The 22779-nt window shown below is 46.2% G+C and carries 21 protein-coding genes; 7 read left to right on the plus strand and 14 right to left on the minus strand.

Going from position 1 to position 22779, the window contains the following annotated elements; genetic code table 11:
* Positions 1-18 precede the first annotated feature (18 nt).
* The 3 genes from purM to EXT46_RS09365 are packed head-to-tail and all read left to right on the plus strand — an operon-like array spanning position 19 to position 2460.
* Positions 19-1071, plus strand: a complete 1053-nt coding sequence (gene purM, locus EXT46_RS09355; RefSeq protein ID WP_130146863.1) for a phosphoribosylformylglycinamidine cyclo-ligase — start codon at positions 19-21, stop codon at positions 1069-1071.
* Complete coding sequence (purN, locus tag EXT46_RS09360; protein ID WP_130146865.1) at positions 1071-1730, plus strand: phosphoribosylglycinamide formyltransferase; 660 nt, start codon at positions 1071-1073, stop codon at positions 1728-1730. Before purM ends, purN begins: the two co-directional genes overlap by 1 nt.
* Positions 1663-2460 carry a DUF3108 domain-containing protein gene (locus EXT46_RS09365; RefSeq protein WP_081604421.1) on the plus strand — a complete coding sequence of 266 codons (798 nt, stop codon included), beginning with the start codon at positions 1663-1665 and terminating at the stop codon, positions 2458-2460. Before purN ends, EXT46_RS09365 begins: the two co-directional genes overlap by 68 nt.
* A 36-nt stretch (positions 2461-2496) precedes the next feature.
* Here the strand turns inward: EXT46_RS09365 and EXT46_RS09370 are convergent, their stop codons facing one another.
* The 4 genes from EXT46_RS09370 to EXT46_RS09385 all read right to left on the minus strand — a co-directional run bounded on the left by EXT46_RS09370 (position 2497) and on the right by EXT46_RS09385 (position 4817).
* Complete coding sequence (locus EXT46_RS09370) at positions 2497-3111, minus strand: hypothetical protein (protein ID WP_045978444.1); 615 nt, start codon at positions 3109-3111, stop codon at positions 2497-2499.
* Positions 3104-3742, minus strand: coding sequence for an RNA polymerase sigma factor (locus EXT46_RS09375; protein ID WP_130146867.1), 639 nt, complete (start codon positions 3740-3742; stop codon positions 3104-3106). The genes EXT46_RS09370 and EXT46_RS09375 overlap by 8 nt, the downstream gene beginning before the upstream one ends.
* Positions 3743-3783: 41 nt before the next feature.
* A complete protein-coding gene (locus EXT46_RS09380; protein WP_130146869.1) occupies positions 3784-4419 on the minus strand; it encodes an energy transducer TonB in 636 nt (211 codons plus the stop codon).
* A 77-nt stretch (positions 4420-4496) separates the two neighbouring features.
* Positions 4497-4817, minus strand: a complete 321-nt coding sequence (locus tag EXT46_RS09385) for a cupin domain-containing protein (RefSeq protein ID WP_130146871.1) — start codon at positions 4815-4817, stop codon at positions 4497-4499.
* A 114-nt stretch (positions 4818-4931) separates the two neighbouring features.
* On the opposite strand from EXT46_RS09385, the gene EXT46_RS09390 reads away from it, so the two are divergent.
* Positions 4932-5090, plus strand: coding sequence for a DUF6435 family protein (locus EXT46_RS09390; protein ID WP_130146873.1), 159 nt, complete (start codon positions 4932-4934; stop codon positions 5088-5090).
* Positions 5091-5216: 126 nt separating this feature from the next.
* Here EXT46_RS09390 and EXT46_RS09395 read toward each other — a convergent pair whose 3' ends face one another.
* The 6 genes from EXT46_RS09395 to norR all read right to left on the minus strand — a co-directional run bounded on the left by EXT46_RS09395 (position 5217) and on the right by norR (position 17225).
* Positions 5217-8696, minus strand: coding sequence for an ATP-binding protein (locus EXT46_RS09395; protein WP_130146875.1), 3480 nt, complete (start codon positions 8694-8696; stop codon positions 5217-5219).
* Between the two features lie 13 nt (positions 8697-8709).
* Complete coding sequence (locus tag EXT46_RS09400) at positions 8710-11001, minus strand: ATP-binding protein (RefSeq protein ID WP_053910925.1); 2292 nt, start codon at positions 10999-11001, stop codon at positions 8710-8712.
* Positions 11002-11010: 9 nt separating this feature from the next.
* Positions 11011-12279, minus strand: a complete 1269-nt coding sequence (locus EXT46_RS09405) for an extracellular solute-binding protein (protein WP_130146877.1) — start codon at positions 12277-12279, stop codon at positions 11011-11013.
* A gap of 84 nt (positions 12280-12363) precedes the next feature.
* Positions 12364-13281: a diguanylate cyclase gene (locus EXT46_RS09410; protein ID WP_130146879.1), complete on the minus strand. Its 918-nt coding sequence runs from the start codon at positions 13279-13281 to the stop codon at positions 12364-12366.
* Positions 13272-15383: an EAL domain-containing protein gene (locus EXT46_RS09415; protein WP_130146881.1), complete on the minus strand. Its 2112-nt coding sequence runs from the start codon at positions 15381-15383 to the stop codon at positions 13272-13274. Before EXT46_RS09415 ends, EXT46_RS09410 begins: the two co-directional genes overlap by 10 nt.
* A gap of 219 nt (positions 15384-15602) precedes the next feature.
* Positions 15603-17225 (minus strand): nitric oxide reductase transcriptional regulator NorR, encoded by a 1623-nt coding sequence (gene norR, locus EXT46_RS09420; RefSeq protein ID WP_053910929.1) that lies wholly within the window; start codon positions 17223-17225, stop codon positions 15603-15605.
* Positions 17226-17399: 174 nt separating this feature from the next.
* Between norR and EXT46_RS09425 the strand changes: the two genes are divergently transcribed.
* Genes EXT46_RS09425 through hmpA form a run of 3 tightly spaced genes read left to right on the plus strand, consistent with a single transcriptional unit; the run spans position 17400 to position 20066 of the window.
* A complete protein-coding gene (locus EXT46_RS09425) occupies positions 17400-17672 on the plus strand; it encodes a hypothetical protein (RefSeq protein ID WP_022945157.1) in 273 nt (90 codons plus the stop codon).
* The gene (locus EXT46_RS09430; protein ID WP_130146883.1) at positions 17673-18869 is read left to right on the plus strand and encodes an NnrS family protein; all 1197 of its coding nucleotides are present in this window, start codon (positions 17673-17675) and stop codon (positions 18867-18869) included.
* A 15-nt stretch (positions 18870-18884) separates the two neighbouring features.
* Positions 18885-20066 carry an NO-inducible flavohemoprotein gene (gene hmpA / locus EXT46_RS09435; protein WP_045978454.1) on the plus strand — a complete coding sequence of 394 codons (1182 nt, stop codon included), beginning with the start codon at positions 18885-18887 and terminating at the stop codon, positions 20064-20066.
* 433 nt (positions 20067-20499) lie between these two features.
* Here the strand turns inward: hmpA and EXT46_RS09440 are convergent, their stop codons facing one another.
* The 4 genes from EXT46_RS09440 to EXT46_RS09455 form a co-directional block, all read right to left on the minus strand.
* Positions 20500-20952 carry a hypothetical protein gene (locus EXT46_RS09440; RefSeq protein WP_045978455.1) on the minus strand — a complete coding sequence of 151 codons (453 nt, stop codon included), beginning with the start codon at positions 20950-20952 and terminating at the stop codon, positions 20500-20502.
* Positions 20953-21063: 111 nt separating this feature from the next.
* Entirely contained in the window at positions 21064-21606 is a 543-nt protein-coding gene (locus EXT46_RS09445; protein ID WP_045978456.1) for a hypothetical protein, read from the minus strand.
* A 109-nt stretch (positions 21607-21715) separates the two neighbouring features.
* On the minus strand, positions 21716-22273 hold the full coding sequence (locus EXT46_RS09450) for a GNAT family N-acetyltransferase (protein WP_045978484.1): 558 nt from the start codon (positions 22271-22273) through the stop codon (positions 21716-21718).
* A 121-nt stretch (positions 22274-22394) separates the two neighbouring features.
* Complete coding sequence (locus EXT46_RS09455; RefSeq protein ID WP_045979740.1) at positions 22395-22685, minus strand: hypothetical protein; 291 nt, start codon at positions 22683-22685, stop codon at positions 22395-22397.
* Positions 22686-22779: the final 94 nt, after the last annotated feature.

A 22779-nucleotide genomic window follows, 5' to 3' on the forward strand; every position in this document is an offset into this window, starting at 1 on the left:
TTTATTTGAGGAAAACCTGTGAGCGAACAAAAACAGTCTCTTAGCTACAAAGACGCTGGCGTCGATATTGACGCTGGTAACGCCCTCGTTGAGCGCATTAAAGGCGTTGTTAAAAAGACTAAACGCCCTGAAGTGATGGGCGGAATTGGTGGCTTTGGCGCGCTCTGCCAGCTCCCCTCTGGCTACAAAGAGCCTGTTCTTGTCGCTGGTACTGATGGTGTTGGCACTAAGCTGCGCCTCGCTATCGACCTAAAAAAGCACGATACGGTAGGGATTGACCTTGTGGCAATGTGTGTCAACGACTTGATTGTCCAAGGTGCGGAGCCATTATTTTTCCTAGATTACTACGCCACTGGAAAGTTAGATGTTGATACCGCCGCCGATGTGGTCACCGGTATTGGCGCAGGCTGTGAGCTTTCAGGTTGTGCCCTTATAGGTGGTGAAACTGCAGAAATGCCAGGGATGTACGAAGGTGATGACTACGACATGGCTGGCTTTTGCGTTGGTGTGGTGGAAAAACAAGGCATTATCGATGGCACCAAAGTCGCAGCTGGCGATCAACTCATTGCGTTAGCCTCAAGTGGTCCTCATTCCAATGGCTATTCACTGATCCGCAAGGTACTTGAAGTGTCGGGCGCAGATACCAGCAGCGAATTTGCGGGCAAACCTCTTGCCGAGCATCTACTGGAACCTACCCGCATCTATGTTAAGCCGGTACTGGAGCTACTTAAACAAGTTGATGTGCATGCGCTTTCACACATCACAGGTGGCGGCTTCTGGGAAAATATCCCCCGTGTATTACCACAATCAGCTAAAGCCGTGATCAAAGGCGATAGCTGGCAGTGGCCTGCGGTATTTAACTGGCTACAAGAAAACGGCAATATCGAAACACACGAAATGTACCGCACCTTCAACTGTGGTGTCGGTATGGTTATTGCCGTGCCAGCCGATAAACTAGAGCAAAGCTTAAGCATCCTGAAAGACGCAGGTGAAGACGCATGGCACATCGGTGAAATTCAAGATGCCGGCGCCGATGAAGAGCAAGTAGAAATTCTAGGTGGAAGTAAGTAATGACCCATGCCCGACTCGTAGTATTGATTTCGGGCAGCGGCTCAAACTTGCAAGCGATTATTGACGCCTGTGCAGCGGGAAATGTTCCCGCTGAAGTATGCGCGGTGATCAGCAACAAAGCCGACGCCTATGGCCTAGAACGCGCTCGCAATAGCGGGATCCGCGCTGAAGTACTAGACCATAAAGCTTTTGCCTCTCGCGATGAATACGATGTGGCTCTGGGTGAGCTTATTGATAGTTTTTCACCAGACTGTGTTGTATTAGCTGGATTTATGCGTATTCTAACCCCTAGCTTAGTGCAAAAATTTAAAGGAAAAATGTTGAACATTCATCCTTCATTGTTGCCTAAGTATCAAGGGCTGAACACCCACCAGCGCGCACTAGATGCAAACGATAAAGTGCATGGCGTTAGCGTTCACTTTGTTACCGAGGAGCTCGATGGCGGACCTGTGATTGTCCAAGCCCAAGTGCCCATTGAAAATGGTGACACAGCACAAACGCTGGCACAAAAAGTCCATGCACAAGAACATATAATCTATCCGTTGGTAGTAAAGTGGTTCAGCGAACAACGACTGACGATGGAAGATAACTATGCAGTGCTCGATAACAACACCCTTCCTAGCCAAGGTGCCGACCTTAACGCGTACTTGGACAGCTAATATTTTATTGGTCGCAGCTTTAGGCTGCGGCTCTTTCGCCGCTGATGCACAGCCGCAATCTCAAGCCAGCGATGCAACCTCTGCCCTTACTGAATACAGCGCGGAGTACCATGTCACTCGCCAAGGTGAACGCCACGGTAAAGCCAGGCGCGCACTCACGCGTATTGACGATAGCCACTACCAACTGAGTTACCGCAGCGATATAGAGTGGATGATTTTTTCCGACGAACGTGAAGAAACCAGTCGCTTTCAGTTTACCGATGGCGAAGTAACGCCTATTTACTACACCATGGAGCGCACCGGTACAGGCCCTGATAAAGAGTACAAAATCAGCTTCGATCACAGCAATCAACAAGTATTCAGTAATGAGTCTAAATACGCGCTCGATTGCCCTTGGAAAGCAGATTATCAAGATGTACTGTCTTACCAAATAGCCCTGCGCAAAGCATTAGCTGAAGGACAAGAGCGATTTGCCTACCCCATAGTGGATAAAAAAGGTAATAGTCGCGAATATGCTTTTGAGGTTGTCGGCACTGAAACCATCACCTTGCCTATTGGCAATGTAGAAACAGTTAAGGTAAAGCGCCTTTACGATAACGATAAGCGCCAAGCAATCGCTTGGTTTGCACCAAAAATGAATTACATGATGGTGCGTATGTACAAAGGCAAAGATGGTGTCGAACAATTCCAGGTTGAACTGGCCAAATATGTTCCCTACACCCCGCTATAAAATGTCGGCAAGTAGCATCGCTGCTTGCCTCGCTCTCTACCCACATGATTGACTCGGTGCGCCACGCACGGCAACGAGCTGGCCTTGAGTATTAAACTCTAACTGCATAAGCATATCCTTTTCAGGCATCCTCGCCGGCGTTTTTAAACGCGCCAATAATGGGGCACTCAACGCAAGCAGTACTTGCTCTTGGCAATCAGCAAGTAGCCAATCATCATCAAGGTGCACAACACGCGCTATACGCTGGTACTCACCCTCAATTGCCGCACCATAAGCAAGTTGTTGGCGCTGTAACTGCGCGCTTAATTGACGCTCAGCATCTTCAATGTTGCGAATTTTTCTGGGCACCACCGCACTCACACGCACGCGCTGCTCACTGCCTTGCAAGTCATAGATTTCAATACGCTGATAAGACGCCAAGGTGTAAGTACTCGGTGCCGGCCCATGATACTGCTGCCAACTTATCGCGCCGAGCACAAACACAGCGGCACAAGCCATGAGCCACTGTGTTCGCATCCACCATGCTTGCTTGATGTGCCTTGATTTAAACAAGGTGTGGTGCAACTGCTTCTTTTCAGTATCAGTTAATCGCTGCTCTCGCTTTTGCCGCTGATGCGCTTGGTGTAAACGCTCGTCACTTAACTTAGTCATTCTTTGCTCCTGCTTGCAGTACTATCGCCAGCTTTTCTCTGGCATAGCGTAAACGGGTTTTGACACTCTCTTTGGCGGTGTGAGTAATGGTCGCGATTTCACCCAAGCTGAACCCCTCGAGTTGGAGCATCAGCGCCTCTTTTTGATGAAACGGCAGCTGCTGCATGGCCGCTGATAACTGGGCTAGTTCGGCATCAGCAATAAGTCTATCAACCTGCTGATGGTCTATATTCAAGGTGATAGCTATTTCATCAGTATCGATATCTAACGTCACTTTGACCCGACGGGCATAATCGATTACGCGATTTCGAGCAACACGAAACAGCCAGGCTTTAAAACTGCCGTGACCTTGATCTTGATAGCGCTGCGGATGCGAGAGCCACATTAGCCATATTTCCTGCAGCATATCTAATGCCAGTTGCCGACGGGTGTGCGTATCGTCAATCACACTGCCTAGTTGCGCTTGCACAAAGTAAAGTAAATCGTCGCTCAAGCGCGATATTAACGCGTGTTTCGCCGCTTTGCTCTGAGCATCCCTCTTGAGTGCTTGGTGCACTAACTGCTCATCGCTCAACGGCTCATTTTGTTGTAACTTTGGCTTTAAAAACCAAGCCGCTGCGGCTTTTATCATAACGACTCCTTGGTGCGACAACCGCAGTTGCCGCTCTCCCTTTATTGCTGCAAATTAAAGTCTAACCTTACTTGTTGATTGCGCTGTACTTGCGCACCACCGTTATCAAGCATGGGGTTAAACTTCCACTTACGCAGTGCTTTTAAGGCATGACGGTCGAAAATACGTTTGGGTTCGCTGTCTATAACTTCGGCATTCATTACCGCCCCCGTTGCGGAGATATCATATCTTAATACCACAAACCCTTCGATACCCTCGCGCGCCGCCTGCGGTGGATATTGAGGTGGTACTCTTACCAAAGGTCTTGCCGCGCCTTGTGCCGCACTTGGAAAAGCATCAAATTGAGTCGAAGGTGCAGGTACATCAGGGGTAACCGCTATTGTCCCCGGGCCCTCAAAGGCAGGCTCAGCCGCTACTTGTGGACGCTGCTGCGGTCGCGGTGGTACTTTGGGCGGCACCGGCTTCGCTTTCTCAATGACCTTGGTTGGCTCTTTGGGCTGGAGGATCTCGACGATGGGATACTCCTTCGGCGCATCAGGCACCCTGGCAGGGCCATCGAGTAAAGACACCATAAATAAGAATATCGCGAAGGTCACCGCGCTACCAAGAAATACACACGCCAATATTTTTGCGCTGGGAGCGAAGAGCTGATTATGAAAAGTTTGCGTTTGTTGCATAGTAATCCCCTTTTGAAAACACACCCATTTAAACGGGCTTAGCAACAAAACGCCGGGGGAAACAAAAAGGGGTGAATTTATTTTTCTTTTTCTACGTTAAACCAAAACTCAATCTCATCGGTCTGCACTTCAAAGTGCGCCTCATGCTCAACATGAGCCGGTACGCAATACCACTGCCCTGCACCAACGCGCTGCGTTTTACCATTCATCGTCAGTATTAATTCACCTTTTATAATCACTCCATGATTGTCTGTGTCGTGGGTGTGCGCTGCAATGGTGGTACCTGCGGGGTATGAAGCAAATAACACGTCGCAGCCCTGCGCTTTTAATTGGTAGGCATCAAAACGGCCATCATAGAGCGCCAGTTCACGTATTTTATCTGGGTAACTTCCGGGCATTCGTGCTCCTTAATGGTGTGAAAAATATTGCCACTGATGAAAAATATAGATGATTTTTAAACTCTTTGGGTTTAGGCCCCGTACAAATCTGAACAATAAAAAAGGAGTCAGCCGATGTTCTCATGGTTTAAATCGAATCCCAGCAAAAAACTTGAACACCAACACGCGCAGAAGCTCGAACAAGCCATGCATGCCCAGCGCAACGGCAACATTCACGGTTATTCACAATTAACCTACGAGGCCGATGAAATCTATAAAAAGATTAAGAGCTAGAAACAGCGCAAAACAGCTAAAAAAGAGATACCAGCACCGAACTATATGCAGGCTGGCCATTGCGGCCTTCAATTTATAGCAGGTGCATTTGCCGCTGCATGGGCTCAAGCCACTTAACAGCAATATCTAGTCAGACACTTCTAAATGATGCTCAATATCTGCAATAAGCTCAGGTAGGCTATTATCGATTTCCTGCACTTGGGCCTGCACCTCTAGGTTTCCTTTGCCAGCGTGCTGTTCAACTTCATCTAGCAGCTGGTGTAGCCTTGTTGCACTAATTTCGCCACATAGGCCTTTCAACGAGTGCGCCACTTGACGCACCTGTTCATGATTTTCATCGCTAAGGTTTTGGTGCAGTTGAACCAGTTTTTGCGGCGCGGTTTTGATAAACAATCGGCATATTTTGTTCAGCAACACCTCTTTATTTAATAGCCGAGAAAGCGCCGCGTTTCTATCCCAGAGAGGCTGTTCGGAGTCTTGCGTATGACTAAGTTGCTCACCTGCCTGGGGCTGAGAATAATTGTCATAATTTGATAACCCCCAGTGCAGGACTTTTTCCAGTGCCTCATCAGGGTTGATAGGCTTACTAATATAATCGCTCATGCCCACTGTTAAGCACTTCTCTCGCTCACCCATCATGGCATTTGCCGTCATCGCAATGATGGGAATATTGGTAAACTCAGAACCGGCGACACCCGCACGAATTTGCTCGCTAGTTTGGTAACCGTCGAGAACAGGCATCTGACAATCCATCAACACACAGTTAATGGCTTTGCCCTCGCGCGCACTGTTTTGCAACATATCAATGGCTTGTTTGCCGTTATACGCTTTTTCAAGCTCTACTGGCAAAGTATTTAATACGCCGCACGCCACTTCAACATTGATTTCATTATCATCAACTATCAACACTCGACAACCACTAATGCGCTGGATTAACTCCTCAGAGATATCATCAGCGCGCTCATTAGCATCATTTTGTCCGCGCGTTGAGGGTATGACCTCTTTTGCGCCTATGAGCCTTAACAAGTCGCTGTGAGTCAAAGGCTTACTGATTGTAACAACATCAACACTGAGGCTTTTTGGCGATCCCGTACCCGGTTGCTGTAGCAATACAAGTTGGGCTTGTGGGCAGTCTTGCTGCCACTTGGTGACCACCTTACTTAGCTCTTCTACACTGTAAGAAACACCATCGATAAAGATAAAGTCGCACCCTAGTGATCCATTGGATACCTGTTCTATATCAGTGTGAACACGCCCTCCTTCGCCTTCAATCAAGCGTTGTACATGGGCGCGTGCATACTCATAGGTACAGATCACCGCACAGGATTTGTCAGCGAAATAGGCTGTTTTTTGCGCTATCGCGACACTTTCTAAGGGCATGGAGATATAAAAGCTAAACGTGCTGCCTTCACCTTCTTGGCTGCTTACACTAATATCTCCGGCCATTAATTGGCATAATTGCTTGCAAATAGATAACCCAAGGCCCGTTCCCCCATAGCGTGCGGCAATGTTGCCATCGGCTTGGCTGAATGCCTTGAATAACTGCGATTGTGCCTGCTCATTAATCCCTATACCACTATCTTCCACACTAACCTGTAAACGATATGATTGGCCATCAATGACATCACCTGTAGCAATGACACGAATATACCCTTGTTCCGTGAATTTAATGGCGTTACTGATAAGGTTATTCACTATTTGCGTAAAGCGAAGAGGATCGGCCACTACCTGCGTGAAGCACAGCTGCTGGGTATCGATAAACACTTCCAACCCCTTGTCATAGGCACGAGCAGCACAGGACTCAACCAAGCTTTCCAGTAGCGACACGGGGTCAAAAGGTTTGGCATTTAAATCGAGCTTTCCGGCTTCTATTTTTGATAAATCTAAAATATCGTTTATCAGCAGCCTTAAGTTAGACGCGCTTAGCTCCATCATATCGGTTAATTTCTTAGCCTTCTCGGGCAGTGGCTCGCGCTTTAAAATGTTGAGCGTGCCAATCACACCGTTAAGAGGGGTACGTAGTTCGTGACTGATATTAGAAATAAATGCGCTTTTGATATCACTATTCTTTAGGGCTTCATCTTTAGCTTGCGCGAGAGCTTGGGTACGCTGTCGGACCTTGGCCTCTAATTCAGAATTTAGGCGTTTGACTTTCAGCTCTGCCGCTTTTTCTTTACTGATATCGCGAATAATGAGCGCAATACCTATTAAATCTTGAGATTCAGATACGACGGGGCTAACCGAAATAGCCAAATATAAAGCACGCTCGTCAATAGCCACTTCACACTGATCTTTTATCTGTGTTTCCGATGTTTGCAAATCAGTAATGTACTTTTCCACCGGTAGTTTTTGTAACAGCGATAGTTGCTCGTAATATTTACCAATTCCAGCTTGGCTAGTGACAACCAACAGCTGCTCAGCAGCATGATTTATACTCGTTATTTGCCCCTTTAAATCAATACCGACTATGGCATCAATCGAACCCTCCACAATCGCTGAGGACTCACGACGCGCGTCCGCAAGCAATTGACTGCGAATGGCGCTGCGATGAAAAGTAACAATTAAAACTGAAGAGAGCAGCACAACCACGGTTAAAAATGAATAAGTTAAAAGCCGCTTCTCATTTATAATCCCGTTAATGTGGGTTTCAGGAGTGAGTACATTAAAGTTAACAAACCCATACTTATTGTTAGGCCGAGTTTGTACTTTTTCAGAATAGATATACACGCCCTGTTGCTCTGAAAAGCGTTGCTCTGCAAAGTATGTATTTTCATACTCAATAGGCCTGCTATATAGCGACGACCAGGTTATATCTGGAGCTAAATCACGAGTGAATCGATACTGCTCGTTGGGGTGGTAAATAACATCCCCCTCAGAGCTGGTGATCACTAGATGTGAATAATCAAACGTGGTTTCTACTAGTTGTGAGATAAGCTGGTTGGCATTGACATTCATAATCAAAAACGCGAACCGCTTGCCTTGCTCACTGTAAATAGGTATTGCAAAACGCAACATAGGTTTATAGGGGAAGGATATATCACCAAATTCACGATTTAACGATAACGGCGACATGTAAATTTGGTTTAACCCCAGCTGTGAGCTGGGTAAGAAATATCCTTCACCCGCTTTATTCTGTAAGGAATAATCCGGCACGGCTTCCACTGCAGCGCCACGACGCTGCACACGAACCAATTCATTGCCTTCGGCATTTATGGCGATGACCCGTAGTTGCTCTACAGCAAGGTTGTTCTCCATAAAACCGATAAAAATGGTTTCGAGACGTTCTTTCCATTGTGTGTACGTGGTTCCATCATAAGCATCAACGCCGTTATTAAAATGTGCTCGGGGCAACCCAGAGATTGGCGGCGTAGAATGTAAAAAACGCAGGTTGGCCTTATAGTTAGCAACGGATTTAGTCACCACTTCTTTAAGTCGCTCCGCAGTTTCCTCCCGGTCTACACGTATCTGCTTTAATGTATTTTGTTTTACATTCCCTTCAAATATGAACACTGTGGCAGTGGTAATAAGTACAAATAATAAGGTCGCTGCCCATATAAAGGCACCGGACTTTAGTTTTCTTGAACTGCTGTGTTTTGCTTTGCTCATGTTTACTTCCCTGCTAATTATTTATATCACAGAGCGGTTCACTGTCAGTGCACCACTTGCGCAAGACCGCAGACAATTGCTCATACTCAATAGGTTTAGTAAGAAAATCATCCATCCCTGCATCAAAGCAGCGTTGTCGGTCTGCCGATAGCACATTGGCCGTTAGCGCAACCACTGGGACTGAGCCGTAACTGGGCAACGTTTTAATTACGCGCGTCGCCTGCGGGCCATCAAGTACTGGCATTTGCATGTCCATAAAGATAATGTCATAAGCTCCAGCCTCACACATGGCAATCGCCTGCTCCCCATCGCTTGCCATACTGATAGCCGATATCCCGAACTCATTAAGTAGCGCCTCTGTCACCACTTGATTAATCTCATTATCCTCGACAACCAGCACGCTCAGTGTTGATAGGTCTTGCTCGTGGATATTCTGTTCTTGCAAGCTTACATCGGTCTGTTGCTTGTGCGCACTCACTTGAGTGCTGAGCTCAAAGTAAAAATGCGTACCTTGGCCAAGCTCACTTTCCACCTTTAAAGCGCTTCCCATTAGCGCCAATAGTTTGCTGGTAATGGTGAGTCCCAGGCCCGTACCGCCAAAACGTCGAGTAATGGATGTATCAGCTTGAGAAAAGGCTTCAAAAAGCGAGGAGATATGCTCTGGTGCTATGCCAATCCCTGTATCTGAGATACTAAACAGTAATGTTAGATCATCGCCTTTTTGCTGGCTTATGGTCACATTCAAAGCCACACTGCCTTTTTCGGTGAATTTCACGGCATTGCCTAACAAATTCATGAGTATTTGCTTTAACCGGGTCTCATCTGCGTCAAAAATAAGATTATTGTCGCTCTGTGTTGCGCTAATAAATAACTGAACACCTTTGGCCTCAGTTTGCGCAGCAAAAAGGTGACGAAGTTCCTCAAGAAGGGAAGTAAGCTCGACAGGCTGATATTCTAATTCAATTTTCCCAGCCTCAATTTTACTTAAATCGAGGATATCGTTAATGATCACCAGCAAACTCGTGCCAGAAGAGCGAATCATACCCAACATGCGTTTTTGTTCTGGGCTTAATGCCGTGTTACTAAGCTGCCTTGCCATACCGAGTATACCATTCATGGGCGTGCGAATTTCATGGCTCATATTGGCTAAAAACTCTGACTTCACCTTGCTCGTACGCTCAGCTGCCTGTTTAGCAACAATTAAGTCTTTACTGAGTTCGCGAAAACGATTAGCAGCGCCAGCTAAGACGCCTATTTCATCTTTGCGTTCAGTGTCAGTAATCGGTGCAGATAAATCACCTTGTAAAAAACAACGAAAACTATTGGTCAGTCTGCGCACCGCTTTGGCAATATGAAAGTGGAAAAACAGCGCCAGAACGACAATATAAAGTGCAGCCGACATCCCCAAGAAATTAAGGATCTGAGTTGTATTCGAAACACTGGACTCTGCCGTATGCTTGATTTGCTGCAGTCTTTCAAGTGATTGCTCTCTTAATGTATCCGCTAGGGCGCTAAATTCAATGGCATCTCCTGCCATCACTACATTAACTAAGGTGAAATAATTACGGTTGGCCTGCACACTTTTATTAAATGCGCTCTGATACGCTTTTACCAATGGCACGATTGAGCCTACTAACTCTGGATACTTATTCACTAACTGCGCACTGAGATTGCGATCGAAAGCTAAAATCGTCTTAATAATTTGTCTGACTTCTTGGCGCTTAGCATAATCTTTTTTTGTTAAAAACAATCGAGCGTTATAGTGCAAACGGTGCCAAGAGTTTATTGCCTCGGTGAGCGCAAGAAGCTCGTCGGTATTAGTGGATAATTCTTTAAGGCCCTCTAGACGGTCAATGGCACCTTGATAAATTCTTGGTAAATCGTCATCAATCAGTGAGCTGCGGATGGTGTAGCGTTTAGTCAACACCGCGAGGTTGTTACCATAGCGCTCGACCAAATCGTTCATTGCATCAATATAGGTTTGCTCGCTAGGCGCTACACTGGCGTCATCGAGTATATCAAGGCGCTGCTGAATACTGCGGTAGTTTTGCTCTATTTTTTCAAATACGGCGATACTCCCAGAGGCCCCATATACCGAAATATCGCGTTGCATTTCAACAATGTCTTTATTAATACGCAAAATACCGATAGCGTGGTTGCTGATTTCGGTAATATCATCAACAGAGCGTTCTATACTCTTTAGCCTGCGGTCCATTACAAGGTAACTGGCAACCAATGTAACCACCACCAGCGTCAATGCTAAAGTAATTTTTGCGGCAACGGAGCGAGATATGAATTCAATCACCACCTATCCTTACGCATTGAGTAATTCATACCATTTATCAAGACTATAGTCGTAATTTGGCATCACCGTATTCCACACCGCAACATTAGAAAAACGTTTTGTGTAACTGCCACCGTTACGTATTTGCCCAGCCCGGACCGATACCTTGCCATCAGTGCCACGCAAATCCATACTGGCTTCATGACCCTCATACCAATATTGCCACTCTGCTTTGGACATCAATGGCTGACTACGCTGGGGGTTAGAAATATAGTAGCCTTGGCGTGCAATAAAGGCCCCTGGGTAACCTGATAACCACCAATTCATATATTCATACGCTGCGTCTTTGACAGCTCCGGAGGTGTGTGCTGATAAACACATGACCCCATGCCATGCCCGGTAGCCTTCCTTAGGCGCTGCATAGACCACAGGGATTCCTTGCCCTCGGCAGGCGCTCACTCCCGGTGAAAACATGCTTTGTATATGCACACGGTTCGTTTTCATAAAATCGACCGACTGGGGTACGGAGGTCCAAAAGCCAGAGAAATGACCTTGGCGCTTTTTAGCAAGCAAAATACTGAACAGCTTATCAATTTCAGCAATGGACATATTGCCCATGTCTTTAAATGTCATGAGCCCTTGGCCCTGCACTGCCAAAGCAGCATCAAAAATACCGATGGTTGGTGCATTGACAAGCGCTACTTTCCCTTTGTTTTGCTCATCCAAGAGCCATGACCAAGACTCTGTTTCATAAGCCCGGCCTTTAGCAATGTGCTGAGTGTTATAGCCGAAGGAGTCAACGTTGTGCACGTAAGGCATAAAGCTAACCTTGTCTGAGGTCTGCGGCCCTAATTGGCCATCATCCTGCACATACAAGATTTTATTGGGCGCATCCCCTGCCCCCACTCGTGCGTTTTCGGTCAGTTGCCCCGTTTTTGTTAGGTTATTAATTTCATCCCAGTAAGTTAACCTATCAACGTCAATGGGTTGTATCGCGCCTGCTTGCCATAAAATATTAATAGAGTCCGACCATTGCTCGTATACATCAAACGAGCTTGGGTCTGCCGCTGCCTTTTGTAACAGTGCCGCACTGCCCATAGGGGAAAACACCAAGTGAATACCCAACTCGCGCATCGCTCGTTGGCGTAGCTCTTCTTGTAAGGTCACATGTGTGCCCATGACCCTAAGGGTGACTTTTTTCTTTGCGAAGACATAGGGCGCTTTGAGAGCAAGCGTTGATACCGCCGCCCCCTGACCTAGGGTACGTAAAAATCGCCGACGTGTGGGAGAGTAGCTCATCAACCGGACTCCTGTCGTTAAGTTTGCTACAAAGTGTAGACTAAGCCCTTAAATTAGAAAAATTTTCTTCCCTCTTGGCAGTACTTAATCGAGACACTGATACCGGTTTCGACCCGCTCGTTTAGCCTCGTAAAGGGCTTGATCTGCATCCGCTATCAGTGTTTCAAGGGCTACTTCAGCGTTCTGATTACTGGTTGTAGCACCAATACTAACGGTCACCCGCGAAGACGGCGAATAGTCATGTTTAAGATTAGCTACGCTTAAATTATTCATTATTTGCTTGCAAATAAATTCGCAACCACTTGCATCCGTATAGGGCATGATCACTAAGAACTCCTCACCGCCAAAGCGTATCGCCACATCATGGGGTCTACGCAAGCTCTGTTGCAACACCTGCGCAACTTGCTTAAGGCACTCATCGCCTTGGGGATGGCCATAGTGGTCGTTGTATTGTTTAAAGAGGTCAATATCTACCATCAATACACTAAAAGGCCTGCTCTCACGCATCGATTGACGCAGTGAGTTCACGACTTCCTCGTCTAAGTAGTGGCGATTGTAAAGTCCTGTCAAAGAGTCTTTATATGTGAGCTTAATGAGTGCTTCCAGTCTCAGTTTATTTTCAAGGTGATTTTGCGTTCGGTGAATTAACGTAGAGGCAGCAACGGGTTTACCGATAAAATCACTGGCTCCCGCCTCCCAGCATGCATTTTGCGATTGGGTGTCATAGGTGCCAGTCACAAAGACCACAGGCACTTGTTCAAGCAAGGCGCTTTGTTTTAGCTCTTTACAGACCTCTAAGCCACTAATATGGGGCATATTAACGTCGAGTAGAATTAAATCGGGTATCTCAGCAGCGCAGTGCGCTAAAACCTGGGAACTATCACTCAATGTAGTGACATCAAAGTACTCTTCCAACATTGCTTCTAAGGTTAGCCGCGCAATTTCATCATCGTCGACCACCAGCACTTTACACTGGGAAAGCGGTTTTATATCTAGGTGCATAGCGTTCCTGCTGCTTGTTGCTCTAATAATTGTGACAATGACACAGATACCATAGGTTTAGCCAGTAAATACCCTTGGCCAATGCCGCACCCCAAAGAACGGAGCTTTTTGGCTTGCGGTTCGGTTTCAATGCCCTCTGCGACAATTTTCAAGCCTAACGAATTTGCTAGATCTATGATAGCCGTCACAATATCTAACGCTTGGGGCTCTGCCAGCATATCTCGCACAAAAGATTGGTCTATTTTCAACACATTCAGGGGGAAGAGCCTTAGATAAGAAAGGCTTGAGTAGCCGGTACCAAAGTCATCAAGAGCAATGCTTACGCCCATATCGGCAATAGATTGTAGTTGAGTGACCGTTTGCTCGTAACTGTCTATAAGGGCAGATTCAGTAACCTCGAGCTCTAAATATCGACTCGGCAGCTGAGTTTTCTCAAGTATAGCGGCAACGGTATCGACCAGCGCAGAGTCAGAAAACTGCTTTGCCGATATATTAACCGCTACTTTCTGCGCATGCCCAGCATCGAGCCATGCTTTGGCGTCACGGCAGCATTGCTCTAGAACCTGTTCACCAAGGCGATAAATCAACCCTGACTCTTCAGCATATTCAATAAACTGAGCTGGTGATATTAACTTGCCATCTGCGTCTCTTAATCGCACTAACCCCTCTGTTCCGATAATGCTATTGGTATTTAAGTCAAATTTAGGCTGATAGTGAACTTCTAACGCGTTTTGCTCCAGTGCTTCACGAAGCGTATAGCCGACAGCTAAGCGTTGGTTCATTTCATGTTGTAAATCATCGCTGAAATAACAGTAACTATTCGCCCCTGCTTGTTTCGCCTTATACATAGCTGAGTCGGCATGACGAAGCATTTCTTCAACACTGGAGGCATCGTCTGGATAGACGCTGATACCCACACTGGCACTCAAGTTGTGTTGCTCACCTCCCAACCGAAAAGGCTTAGCGATGACATCTAGCAACTGGCTAATTAACCCCTCCAACCCGAACGAACTTTTCTCTTGCGGCACCACCAACGCAAACTCATCGCCGCCGACACGAGCAACAGTAATATCACTACAGGCAAAGCGGTCAAGACTGTGGCCAACATGCGCGATAATTTCATCGCCGATGTGATGGCCCATGGCGTCGTTTATATATTTAAAGTTGTCTAAATCAAGCAGCATTAAGCTCACTTTACGTTTGCCGGCCGAAGCTCTGGCAATACCTTGTGTAAGCCGGTCGTGCAACAGTACTCGATTAGGCAGTGCGGTGAGCTGATCATGATGAGCGAGGTAGGTCATTTGCACTGACATAGCGAGGGTTTCACTCACGTCCTGAAACACCATCACGGCACCACGCTGTTGACGTTGTTCGTCAAGGATTGGCGCAGCACTGTCCTCCACGCGATACTCCAGCCCTTGTTTACTGACCAGTTGAGTATTTATTGCCATGGCCACAGGCCTATTTTCTTTTAATGCCACGGTCAAAGGATTAATAGACGCTTCTTTCGTTGAGGCATCCCTTAGCTTCATCACCTCTTCAATATGTCGTCCCTTAGCAGCGGTTTGCGACCAACCGGTCAAACGTTGTGCGACCGGGTTCAGGTAAGTGATAAAGGCATGCTCATCGGTCGAAATTACGCCATCCGCGATAGAGTCTAGGGTAATGCGCAGATGCTCTTTTTCTGCCGCAAGTAACCTTTGTGTCTTTTCCAATGCTCGCTCTTGTGCACGCACTTTGGCATGGTTCTCTACTCGCATACGGCATAACGTAAGATTCAAAGGTTTGGAGATAAAGTCGATGGCACCCAGCGCGAGTGCGCGCTCTTCGATTTCCGGGTCGTTGTGCGCAGTGATAACTATAATGCGCAGCGCACAAAGTGAGGGCTGGCATTGAATTTGGGCCAGTAAGTCAAAACCACTAATTGTGGGCATTTCTAAATCGAGCAACAAAATATCTGGCTTAAAATCGGCAATAAGCGCCATCGCTTCGCTGCTCTCGTTACATGATTGAACCTCACCTATCCCCGCCAACGCATGTTCAAGCTGAAGGGTATTAATGGGCTCATCATCAATCACGAGAATTTTACTTAGTTCGGTCATTTACACTCTCACAACAAACAAGACGCTCAATAAAGATAGCGTTAAACATATTGAAAAGCGACACCACAAAACGAGTTTAGTCATGGGCGCAGCGTCTACTTTATTGCTTAATTATGCTGTCACACTAAGCAAACCTCTTCGACACAGCGTTTTCTTTAATGATCATTTAAGTAGTGACTGCTCTTTAGCTAGTGACCCCGAAGTCAATCATCGCCTTTTTTAAAACACGACTTTCTCAACGTGTATTTGCAAACGCTTAGCCAGACGAATTAAGTTGGCGCGATCAACACCTAAATGCTTGGCTGTTCGGCTCCAGTTGCCTTGATGAGCCTGTAAGGCATGTTTGACTATCCGGCGTTGGTAATCATCCACAGCCTGGCGCAAATTAATCGGTTGCTCTGTCGTCATGGAGCCAGGCGTTATATCTGATAGAAGTGGCGTTTGCGTGTTCTCCTCGGTGTTTAGCGGGTCTGATTTTCTTTGCGTTGTCTCATGCAGTTCATCGCAGTCACCGAGCGTCACAGTCACTAGGCTATCATGGCGGCTGTGTATTGGTACTTTGGCACAGGCCTTTAATGCTGCGCGGTTCAATAAGTGCTCAAACTCGCGAACATTGCCCGGCCAAGTATACTGGGCGAGTCTGTCTAAAAGCGCTGGGGAAATTTTCAGCTGGTTTACACCGAGTTTTCGCCTTGCACGCTCGATAAAGAAACCAGCCAATAGTGGGATGTCTGCCATACGCTCACGTAAAGGCGGCACTTTTAATGGGTATACGTTGAGGCGGTGATACAAGTCGCTGCGAAAGCGCCCGCTTTCCACCTCAGCTTTTAAATCACGATTGGTGGCGGCAATAACACGCACATCCACCTTTATCACTTCATCTTGGCCAACAGGTTGAATCTCATTACTTTGTAACGCCCGTAAAAGCTTACTTTGCGCAGCTAAGGGTAACTCCCCCACCTCATCTAAAAACAAGGTGCCACCGCTGGCAATGACAAACTTACCGGCTCGTTTGCGCTCAGCCCCGGTAAACGCACCTTTAATATGACCAAATAATTCGCTCTCTACCAAGTTCTCTGGCAGCGCCGCGCAATTGACATAAATAAGCGCTTGGTCACCCCGGCTTGATTGCTGATGCACACTGTGCGCCACCAGCTCTTTACCTGTGCCGCTTTCGCCTTCAATAAGTACCGAGTAATTGGATGGGGCCACCAAGGAAATTTCATTTTTAAGTTTATCAATGCACGGGCTTTGGCCAATGATTTCCGCCGGACAGCCTGAAGCACTGGGTACGCTCAGAGCACGCAATACTTCTTGTGAATGGCTGACATTGGCCTCGAGCAAATCAACAGTCAGTGCCGTATGTAAGCTCACCGAGGCCATGGATGCAATTAACGCCAATGAGCGTTCTGAAAGTGAATCAAACACCCCTGGAGATAGACTATCCAACGTTAATACACCAAGTAGCTGATTTTGGAAATACAGCGGGATCCCCATACACGCATGCACAGGTAAGTCGCCCTCCATGGCCGTGAGTAAGCCATCATATGGGTCAGCCAGTTCACACTCTGCGGGAAAACGCGTGGCTGTTAATGACTGACAAATCGCAACAAACCGAGGGTGCTCAGCAATAACAAAGCGACGCCCAAGTATTTCATGGCTCAGCCCTTGATGAGCCAGAGGCTGTAAATAGTCGCCTTTGTGAGCCAGTAACATGATGGCATCACAGGTGATCACTTTACGAATGGCACTGAGCAATTCATCAAAGCGCTGTTGACTGGCGACGCTCTGCGCGAGGGTGATGGATAATTCCAAAAGCTGGTTGTCGGTAAGGCGGTTCATATACGTGGCCCGAGTTCATTTTAACTCCATTGTAGTCATTAAGACACGCATAACAAGTATGTCTTAATGACACAAAAACAATCTAATTCATTAGATACCTTATATTTATCAACAAGTTAAAAAGATGGCACTAGTTTTGATATAGCTCCAATAGATTCATTTGTAGGAGCGCCTATGTACTCGCAGTTTGTTCTTCCCACTAATCATGCACTCGAGGGGGCACAGTTAAGCTTTCAAAAATGCATTATTGCTGCTAACTGGAGCATGGTGTTGTCACTTGGCCTCGTGATTTGCAGCCTATTAATGAGCTTTTATTTCGACTCATATTTACCCATCTCCATGCAGATAACTGCTCATATCGGCACCATAGTGTTCGCGGCAATCTTTAAGTTGGCGTATGTGGTGCGTTGTGTCGGCGTTTATGGCTTGGGCTACAGGGTGTTTTAAATGCAAATACAAGAACCCAACACGCCCGACAATAAACAAAATGGCTTTCACCATCCGTTTTGGCAATTAGCGTTTCGCTCATTTTTCTTAACTGGCGCGCTATTTGCGGCGACAGCCATTGCCTTATGGGCAACGATGCTGGCCGGGCTCATCACTTTACCGCAACCAATATTGCCAGCCGTGCTGTGGCACAGTCATGAAATGATCTTTGGTTTTGCAGCGCTCATCGCCGTTGGTTTTATAATGACAGCGGTGCAAACATGGACAGGGTTGCCCAGTATAACGGGCCTCCCCGTGGCAGCTTTACTGTTACTTTGGTTGTGTATTCGTATACTGGTATTTATTAACACGCACACCACTATTATCGCCGCGTTAATTATGTCGCTTTTATGGTGGGCCGTCATTGTATTCACCTTTACGCGTATCGTTTTCAGCGCGGGCAATGTGCGCAACTACCTTTTCGTGCCCATGCTAATGGCATTGGCGACACTAAACGCAGCCACCTTGATGCTCGCGCTCATGGGTGAGCATTTAATCGCGTTGCACCTTATCCGCTCAGCTGTATTGCTGTTTACGCTTCTCATTGGGGTCGTTGGCGGCCGGGTGATCCCGTTTTTTACGGCTCGCGGTGCAAATATTGATACCCAAACACCGATGATATGGGCAGAGAAAATACAGCTGCCACTCACGGTCACTTGCCTGGTTGTGTTTATCACCAGTCACTTCGAATTATTGCCCTTTTCCCCAGCCATATTGTTGATAGTCACAGGGTGCGTGCACCTTATTCGTATGAAAGCGTGGTCTAGCTTAAGTACCTTCACCATGCCTTTGCTGTGGTCGCTGCATAGCGCATACGCCTTTATGGGGCTCGGGCTTATTGCGCTAGGTCTGAGTTACTACATCGACACATTACTCTTTAGCAACGCCCTGCACCTAATTACCCTCGGAGCCATTGGTTTGATGATCCTGGCGATGATAAGTCGCGTCTCGTTAGGGCACACGGGGCGCAAACTCAACGTTAAACCCCAGATTACAGCCGCTTTTATATGCTTGGTTGGGGCTACATTGCTGCGCTTTACTCTGACGTTGACTGGCCATGCATTTGTAGGCTGGGCCTTGAGCGCCGCGCTTTGGGTTGCTTCATTCACGATTTTCTTGTTCACCTACTGGCCGGTGCTCAGTGCACCGCGCCAATAACTTTGCGGAGTATGCATGTTATCTTCACACCACATCAATACGGTTAAATCAACGCTGCCTTTAATAAGTGCAGCAGGGCCGACAGTGACCGAACATTTTTATCAACGGATGTTTACCCATAACCCTGAATTAAAAGACGTATTTAACTTAAGTAATCAACATTCAGGACGCCAGAAAGTGGCATTATTTGAAGCTATAATGGCCTATGCTAACAACCTTGATAATGTCGCTGTACTCAAGCACGCTGTGGAGCGTATTGCTAACAAGCATGTGAGCTTTAACATACAGCCTGATGATTACCACATCGTTGGTCATCATTTAATTGAAACCATGCGCGAGCTGCTAGGTGACCACTTTAGTTGTGAGGTTGAGCAGGCTTGGCGCGCTGCCTATACGGTGTTGGCACAACTGTTTACTCAGCGTGAGCAGACACTTTATACAGCTCGCGAGCAAGCAAGCGGTGGCTGGCGCGGCAAGCGCGCCTTTAGCTTGACTCACAAGGTAAAGGAATCACAGCTGGTCACCAGCTTTACATTCGAGCCCGTTGATCAGCAAGCAGTGATGGACTTTAAACCCGGGCAATACCTTGCTATTGAACTTAAGCCCTCTACTTCGGCCCACACCGAAATCCGCCAATACTCGCTATCGAGCACAGCAAACGGCAAAAGTTACCGCATCTCGGTCAAGCGTGAAGTGGGTGAACATACAGGAGTCATGTCGAACTTCCTACATGATCATCTTAAACTTGGCGACATTGTTGACTTACATGCGCCAACGGGAGATTTTTTCTGGCAAGACCGACAAGCCCCTGTGGTATTAATATCTGCAGGCGTAGGCGTAACGCCCATGCAAGCCATGTTAGAAACCCTAGCCGCACGTAATTACCCCTTCCCTGTAACCTATCTCCATGCCTGCGAGACCCGTGCTCAACACTCGTTCGCTCAGCGCACCGCAACGCTATGCGCTGATCACCACTGGCAACATGCGACCTGGTATAACCACGAGCCAGGCGACATGGTAAATACATTTAACGGCTTCATGAACTTCTGTGCTATCACACTGCCCATCGACGATGGTGATTTTTACGTGTGTGGTCCGCTGGCCTTTATGAAGTTTGTAAAAACCCACTTAATCGCCCTGGGGGTGAGTGATCATCGTATACACTACGAAGTGTTTGGCCCCCACGCTGAGCTTTAACTGGTTTGGTTACATAATGGGCTATTGATATTGAAACAGCTGGCTAGAGGACAGAGCCAGCTGTGCTTTTTCAGTGAGCTTGTTTGAAGTATAAGTTGATATAGTACGAGCCCTTGTTCCGGGCTGTATCTGGATTTCATGGAAGTATAAGTTGACATGAGTTTGAAGTAAAAGATGACAAAAAGTCCCATATTTTCCAGATATTGACCCTCGCGTGTCCCTTTTGTGCATTTTCAGTCGTTCGGCTAGTGCATCATACAACCAATTAAATAATCAGACGTTCAAACCACCTCATTTTTGGACAGAATTGAGTTAACGTATTTATTCGGTAACGCCGTAATATGGGGCGTATAAATGCTTGGCTATAATCGCGAAGAATGAGCGCCAGCCAAGCTTTAGACGTCCCATCCATAATTACCTTGTTATACGTATTTTACTTCTCAATAATTGGTTTTGGTGGTTCCATTGGGCGTACTTCTGGAATCGCCGCTTGCAACAATTGTTTTAATTTATAGCGTTTAAAGTTTCCGCACAAAACCAGCGAAGTCACCTCTTTATTTAGAGCATTGTAGCTGGCAACTATTTCAAGGTTTTCTGTGATTTTATCATTGACTGTTACATACGCAGTATAATAGTTACCCTCATAATATTTAATATCACTATGATTTAGTTCAATTTGAAATTGTTGTGGCAAAATAGCTGTCATATCGCTCAAGAAAAATCGTCTTTCTTGAGTGGGAAAGTTAACTTCAAATGACTTCATATCTTTACTTTCACCATTTTTAATAACCTTAGCGAAAGGAAGAAATTTTTCTGTCGAAGGATCTCCACATGCAAACACTATAGTCGCAAAAAAGTATGATAAAAATAATGCTACGAGCTTCAATGAGATCTCCAATACGTATAACGCTTGCCTAACCGGCGCAAAATAGCAGGCTAATATTAGCGACGAAGGAGCGCAAGCCTGCTGTTTTGCGTCCCTTGGTTTAGGCACTTGTTATACCACGTTTATATTGGCTTTCTCTTTTTGCCAGCGAAGATATAAACTTTTGACAAATTCGTGATATTCAACGATGTCTTCTTCGCGCAAAGGAGCTGGCCTGTACTGCTCTGGTGGTGCATGAGACAAGGCGTTTCTTAAATTAGCCCACAGTAAAAGCTCATCTATTTCTTGTTGTTCAATGCTATATCCGATGCCTTTTAATGCTTCTAATTTTGCTTTGAGGCCAAAAAGCTTCTTAGTACTATTAGTTTCAACTAGTTGATGAGCAATTACTGCCTCAATAAGACCTTGGAGTCTCCAGAGTGAAAATTGCCAAAGATACTGATTATCTGTGTATCTGTAGTATGCAACATCATCAAGTATGTCGTCGGCAACATCTGGACTCTCTTCCCTTACTCGAGCTTCCTCAGCTTTGTACTGTTCAGTACGAGCGTCAATCATTTCTCGAACGATATTCATAGCATGATCAAAGTCAGGCTCGGTGACTCCATAAACCCAATAATCTTTTTCTGTTAAATTTTTCAGTTGATCACGCACAAACTTGCCCTAGTGGTATAACGCCCGCATAAAGTGCGGATAACAGTTGGCTAAAATTAGCGAAAAATGAGCGCCAGCCAACTGTTAGACGTCCATTTTGATGCGTTTGTTATATTTCACTGAACTCTGATCTTATAAGCCCAAAGCATTTAAGGTCGTGAAACTGATTTTTCCAGTAACCACTTTGACGTCGTAGACCTTCTTCTTTAAAGCCTATTTTTCTTAAAACAGATTCTGAAGCATCATTTCCAGGGACGGTATCACCTTGAATACGGTTAAGCTCACCACATGCAAGCTCTCCAGAAAATGCAGCATTGATAATTTTATGGACAGCCTCAGTTGTATAACCATTACCCCAAAAGTTAGGCATCAAGTCATAACCAAGCACTGCATTTTTCATTCTAGGGTTCCACGAATTAAAGCCGCAAGTTCCTATCAGTTGGTTGGTTTCTCTTAAGCGGATTGCCCAGCGGATACCTGAACCTTCCTCAAACCGTGATTGAAAAAACTCGATCAGCTTTAGTGCTTGTGATAACTCACTAAACGGTTCTAGATCATAATAATGAGTAACTAATGGGTCAGAAAATAACTCAAATACTGCTTTGGCATCACTATCGTTTAAAGCTGATAACTTTAAACGCGATGTTTCAAGTTCTGGGAATTGCACTAAATCCTCCGTGAAATATAACGCCATGATAAGAGGCGTATTAATATTGGCTAAAAACTGTGAGGAACGAACATCTAGCCAACCTTAAGACGTCCACTTCCTTTATCATCTTGTTATATGTCTATTTTTCAATGTTCAGGATCTGGCCTTCAGCAATCTTGATATCCATCACAAATAGTTCAAAAGGCATTCCATTGTAAATTCTTGCTTCATGAATAGTGTCATCCAAAAAGCCCATTGCTAACTCAACAGTATCTCCATCAAACGCCTCCACACCGTCTTCAAAAATAAGCCTACAACTAGTATCGACATTACCCAGATAGTGAATTCTTGGCCAAACGCTTCCGGTATACCTAAACCCGTGAGGGGGTCTTTCGATATACAAAAATGTAACTTTGGCTGAAACTTTCACTGAACTCCCATAGACATTGGTCTTCCCCATCAAAAGTAGACAGGTTATTACGCAAACTGTTGTTCATACTCCAGCGGGCTGAGGTAGCCTAACG

It is taken from the genome of Pseudoalteromonas sp. CO325X (assembly GCF_004208955.1).
GTDB classification, from domain to species: domain Bacteria; phylum Pseudomonadota; class Gammaproteobacteria; order Enterobacterales; family Alteromonadaceae; genus Pseudoalteromonas; species Pseudoalteromonas ruthenica.

Excerpts from the sequence above, each read along its gene's own strand:
- purN (WP_130146865.1), top strand. The coding sequence starts at position 1,071 with ATGACCCATGCCCGACTCGTAGTATTGATTTCGGGCAGCGGCTCAAAC.
- EXT46_RS09365 (WP_081604421.1), top strand. The coding sequence starts at position 1,663 with ATGCAGTGCTCGATAACAACACCCTTCCTAGCCAAGGTGCCGACCTTA.
- EXT46_RS09370 (WP_045978444.1), bottom strand. The coding sequence starts at position 3,111 with ATGACTAAGTTAAGTGACGAGCGTTTACACCAAGCGCATCAGCGGCAA.
- EXT46_RS09375 (WP_130146867.1), bottom strand. The coding sequence starts at position 3,742 with ATGATAAAAGCCGCAGCGGCTTGGTTTTTAAAGCCAAAGTTACAACAA.
- EXT46_RS09380 (WP_130146869.1), bottom strand. The coding sequence starts at position 4,419 with ATGCAACAAACGCAAACTTTTCATAATCAGCTCTTCGCTCCCAGCGCA.
- EXT46_RS09385 (WP_130146871.1), bottom strand. The coding sequence starts at position 4,817 with ATGCCCGGAAGTTACCCAGATAAAATACGTGAACTGGCGCTCTATGAT.
- EXT46_RS09390 (WP_130146873.1), top strand. The coding sequence starts at position 4,932 with ATGTTCTCATGGTTTAAATCGAATCCCAGCAAAAAACTTGAACACCAA.
- EXT46_RS09395 (WP_130146875.1), bottom strand. The coding sequence starts at position 8,696 with ATGAGCAAAGCAAAACACAGCAGTTCAAGAAAACTAAAGTCCGGTGCC.
- EXT46_RS09405 (WP_130146877.1), bottom strand. The coding sequence starts at position 12,279 with ATGAGCTACTCTCCCACACGTCGGCGATTTTTACGTACCCTAGGTCAG.
- EXT46_RS09410 (WP_130146879.1), bottom strand. The coding sequence starts at position 13,281 with ATGCACCTAGATATAAAACCGCTTTCCCAGTGTAAAGTGCTGGTGGTC.
- EXT46_RS09415 (WP_130146881.1), bottom strand. The coding sequence starts at position 15,383 with ATGACCGAACTAAGTAAAATTCTCGTGATTGATGATGAGCCCATTAAT.
- norR (WP_053910929.1), bottom strand. The coding sequence starts at position 17,225 with ATGAACCGCCTTACCGACAACCAGCTTTTGGAATTATCCATCACCCTC.
- EXT46_RS09425 (WP_022945157.1), top strand. The coding sequence starts at position 17,400 with ATGTACTCGCAGTTTGTTCTTCCCACTAATCATGCACTCGAGGGGGCA.
- EXT46_RS09430 (WP_130146883.1), top strand. The coding sequence starts at position 17,673 with ATGCAAATACAAGAACCCAACACGCCCGACAATAAACAAAATGGCTTT.
- hmpA (WP_045978454.1), top strand. The coding sequence starts at position 18,885 with ATGTTATCTTCACACCACATCAATACGGTTAAATCAACGCTGCCTTTA.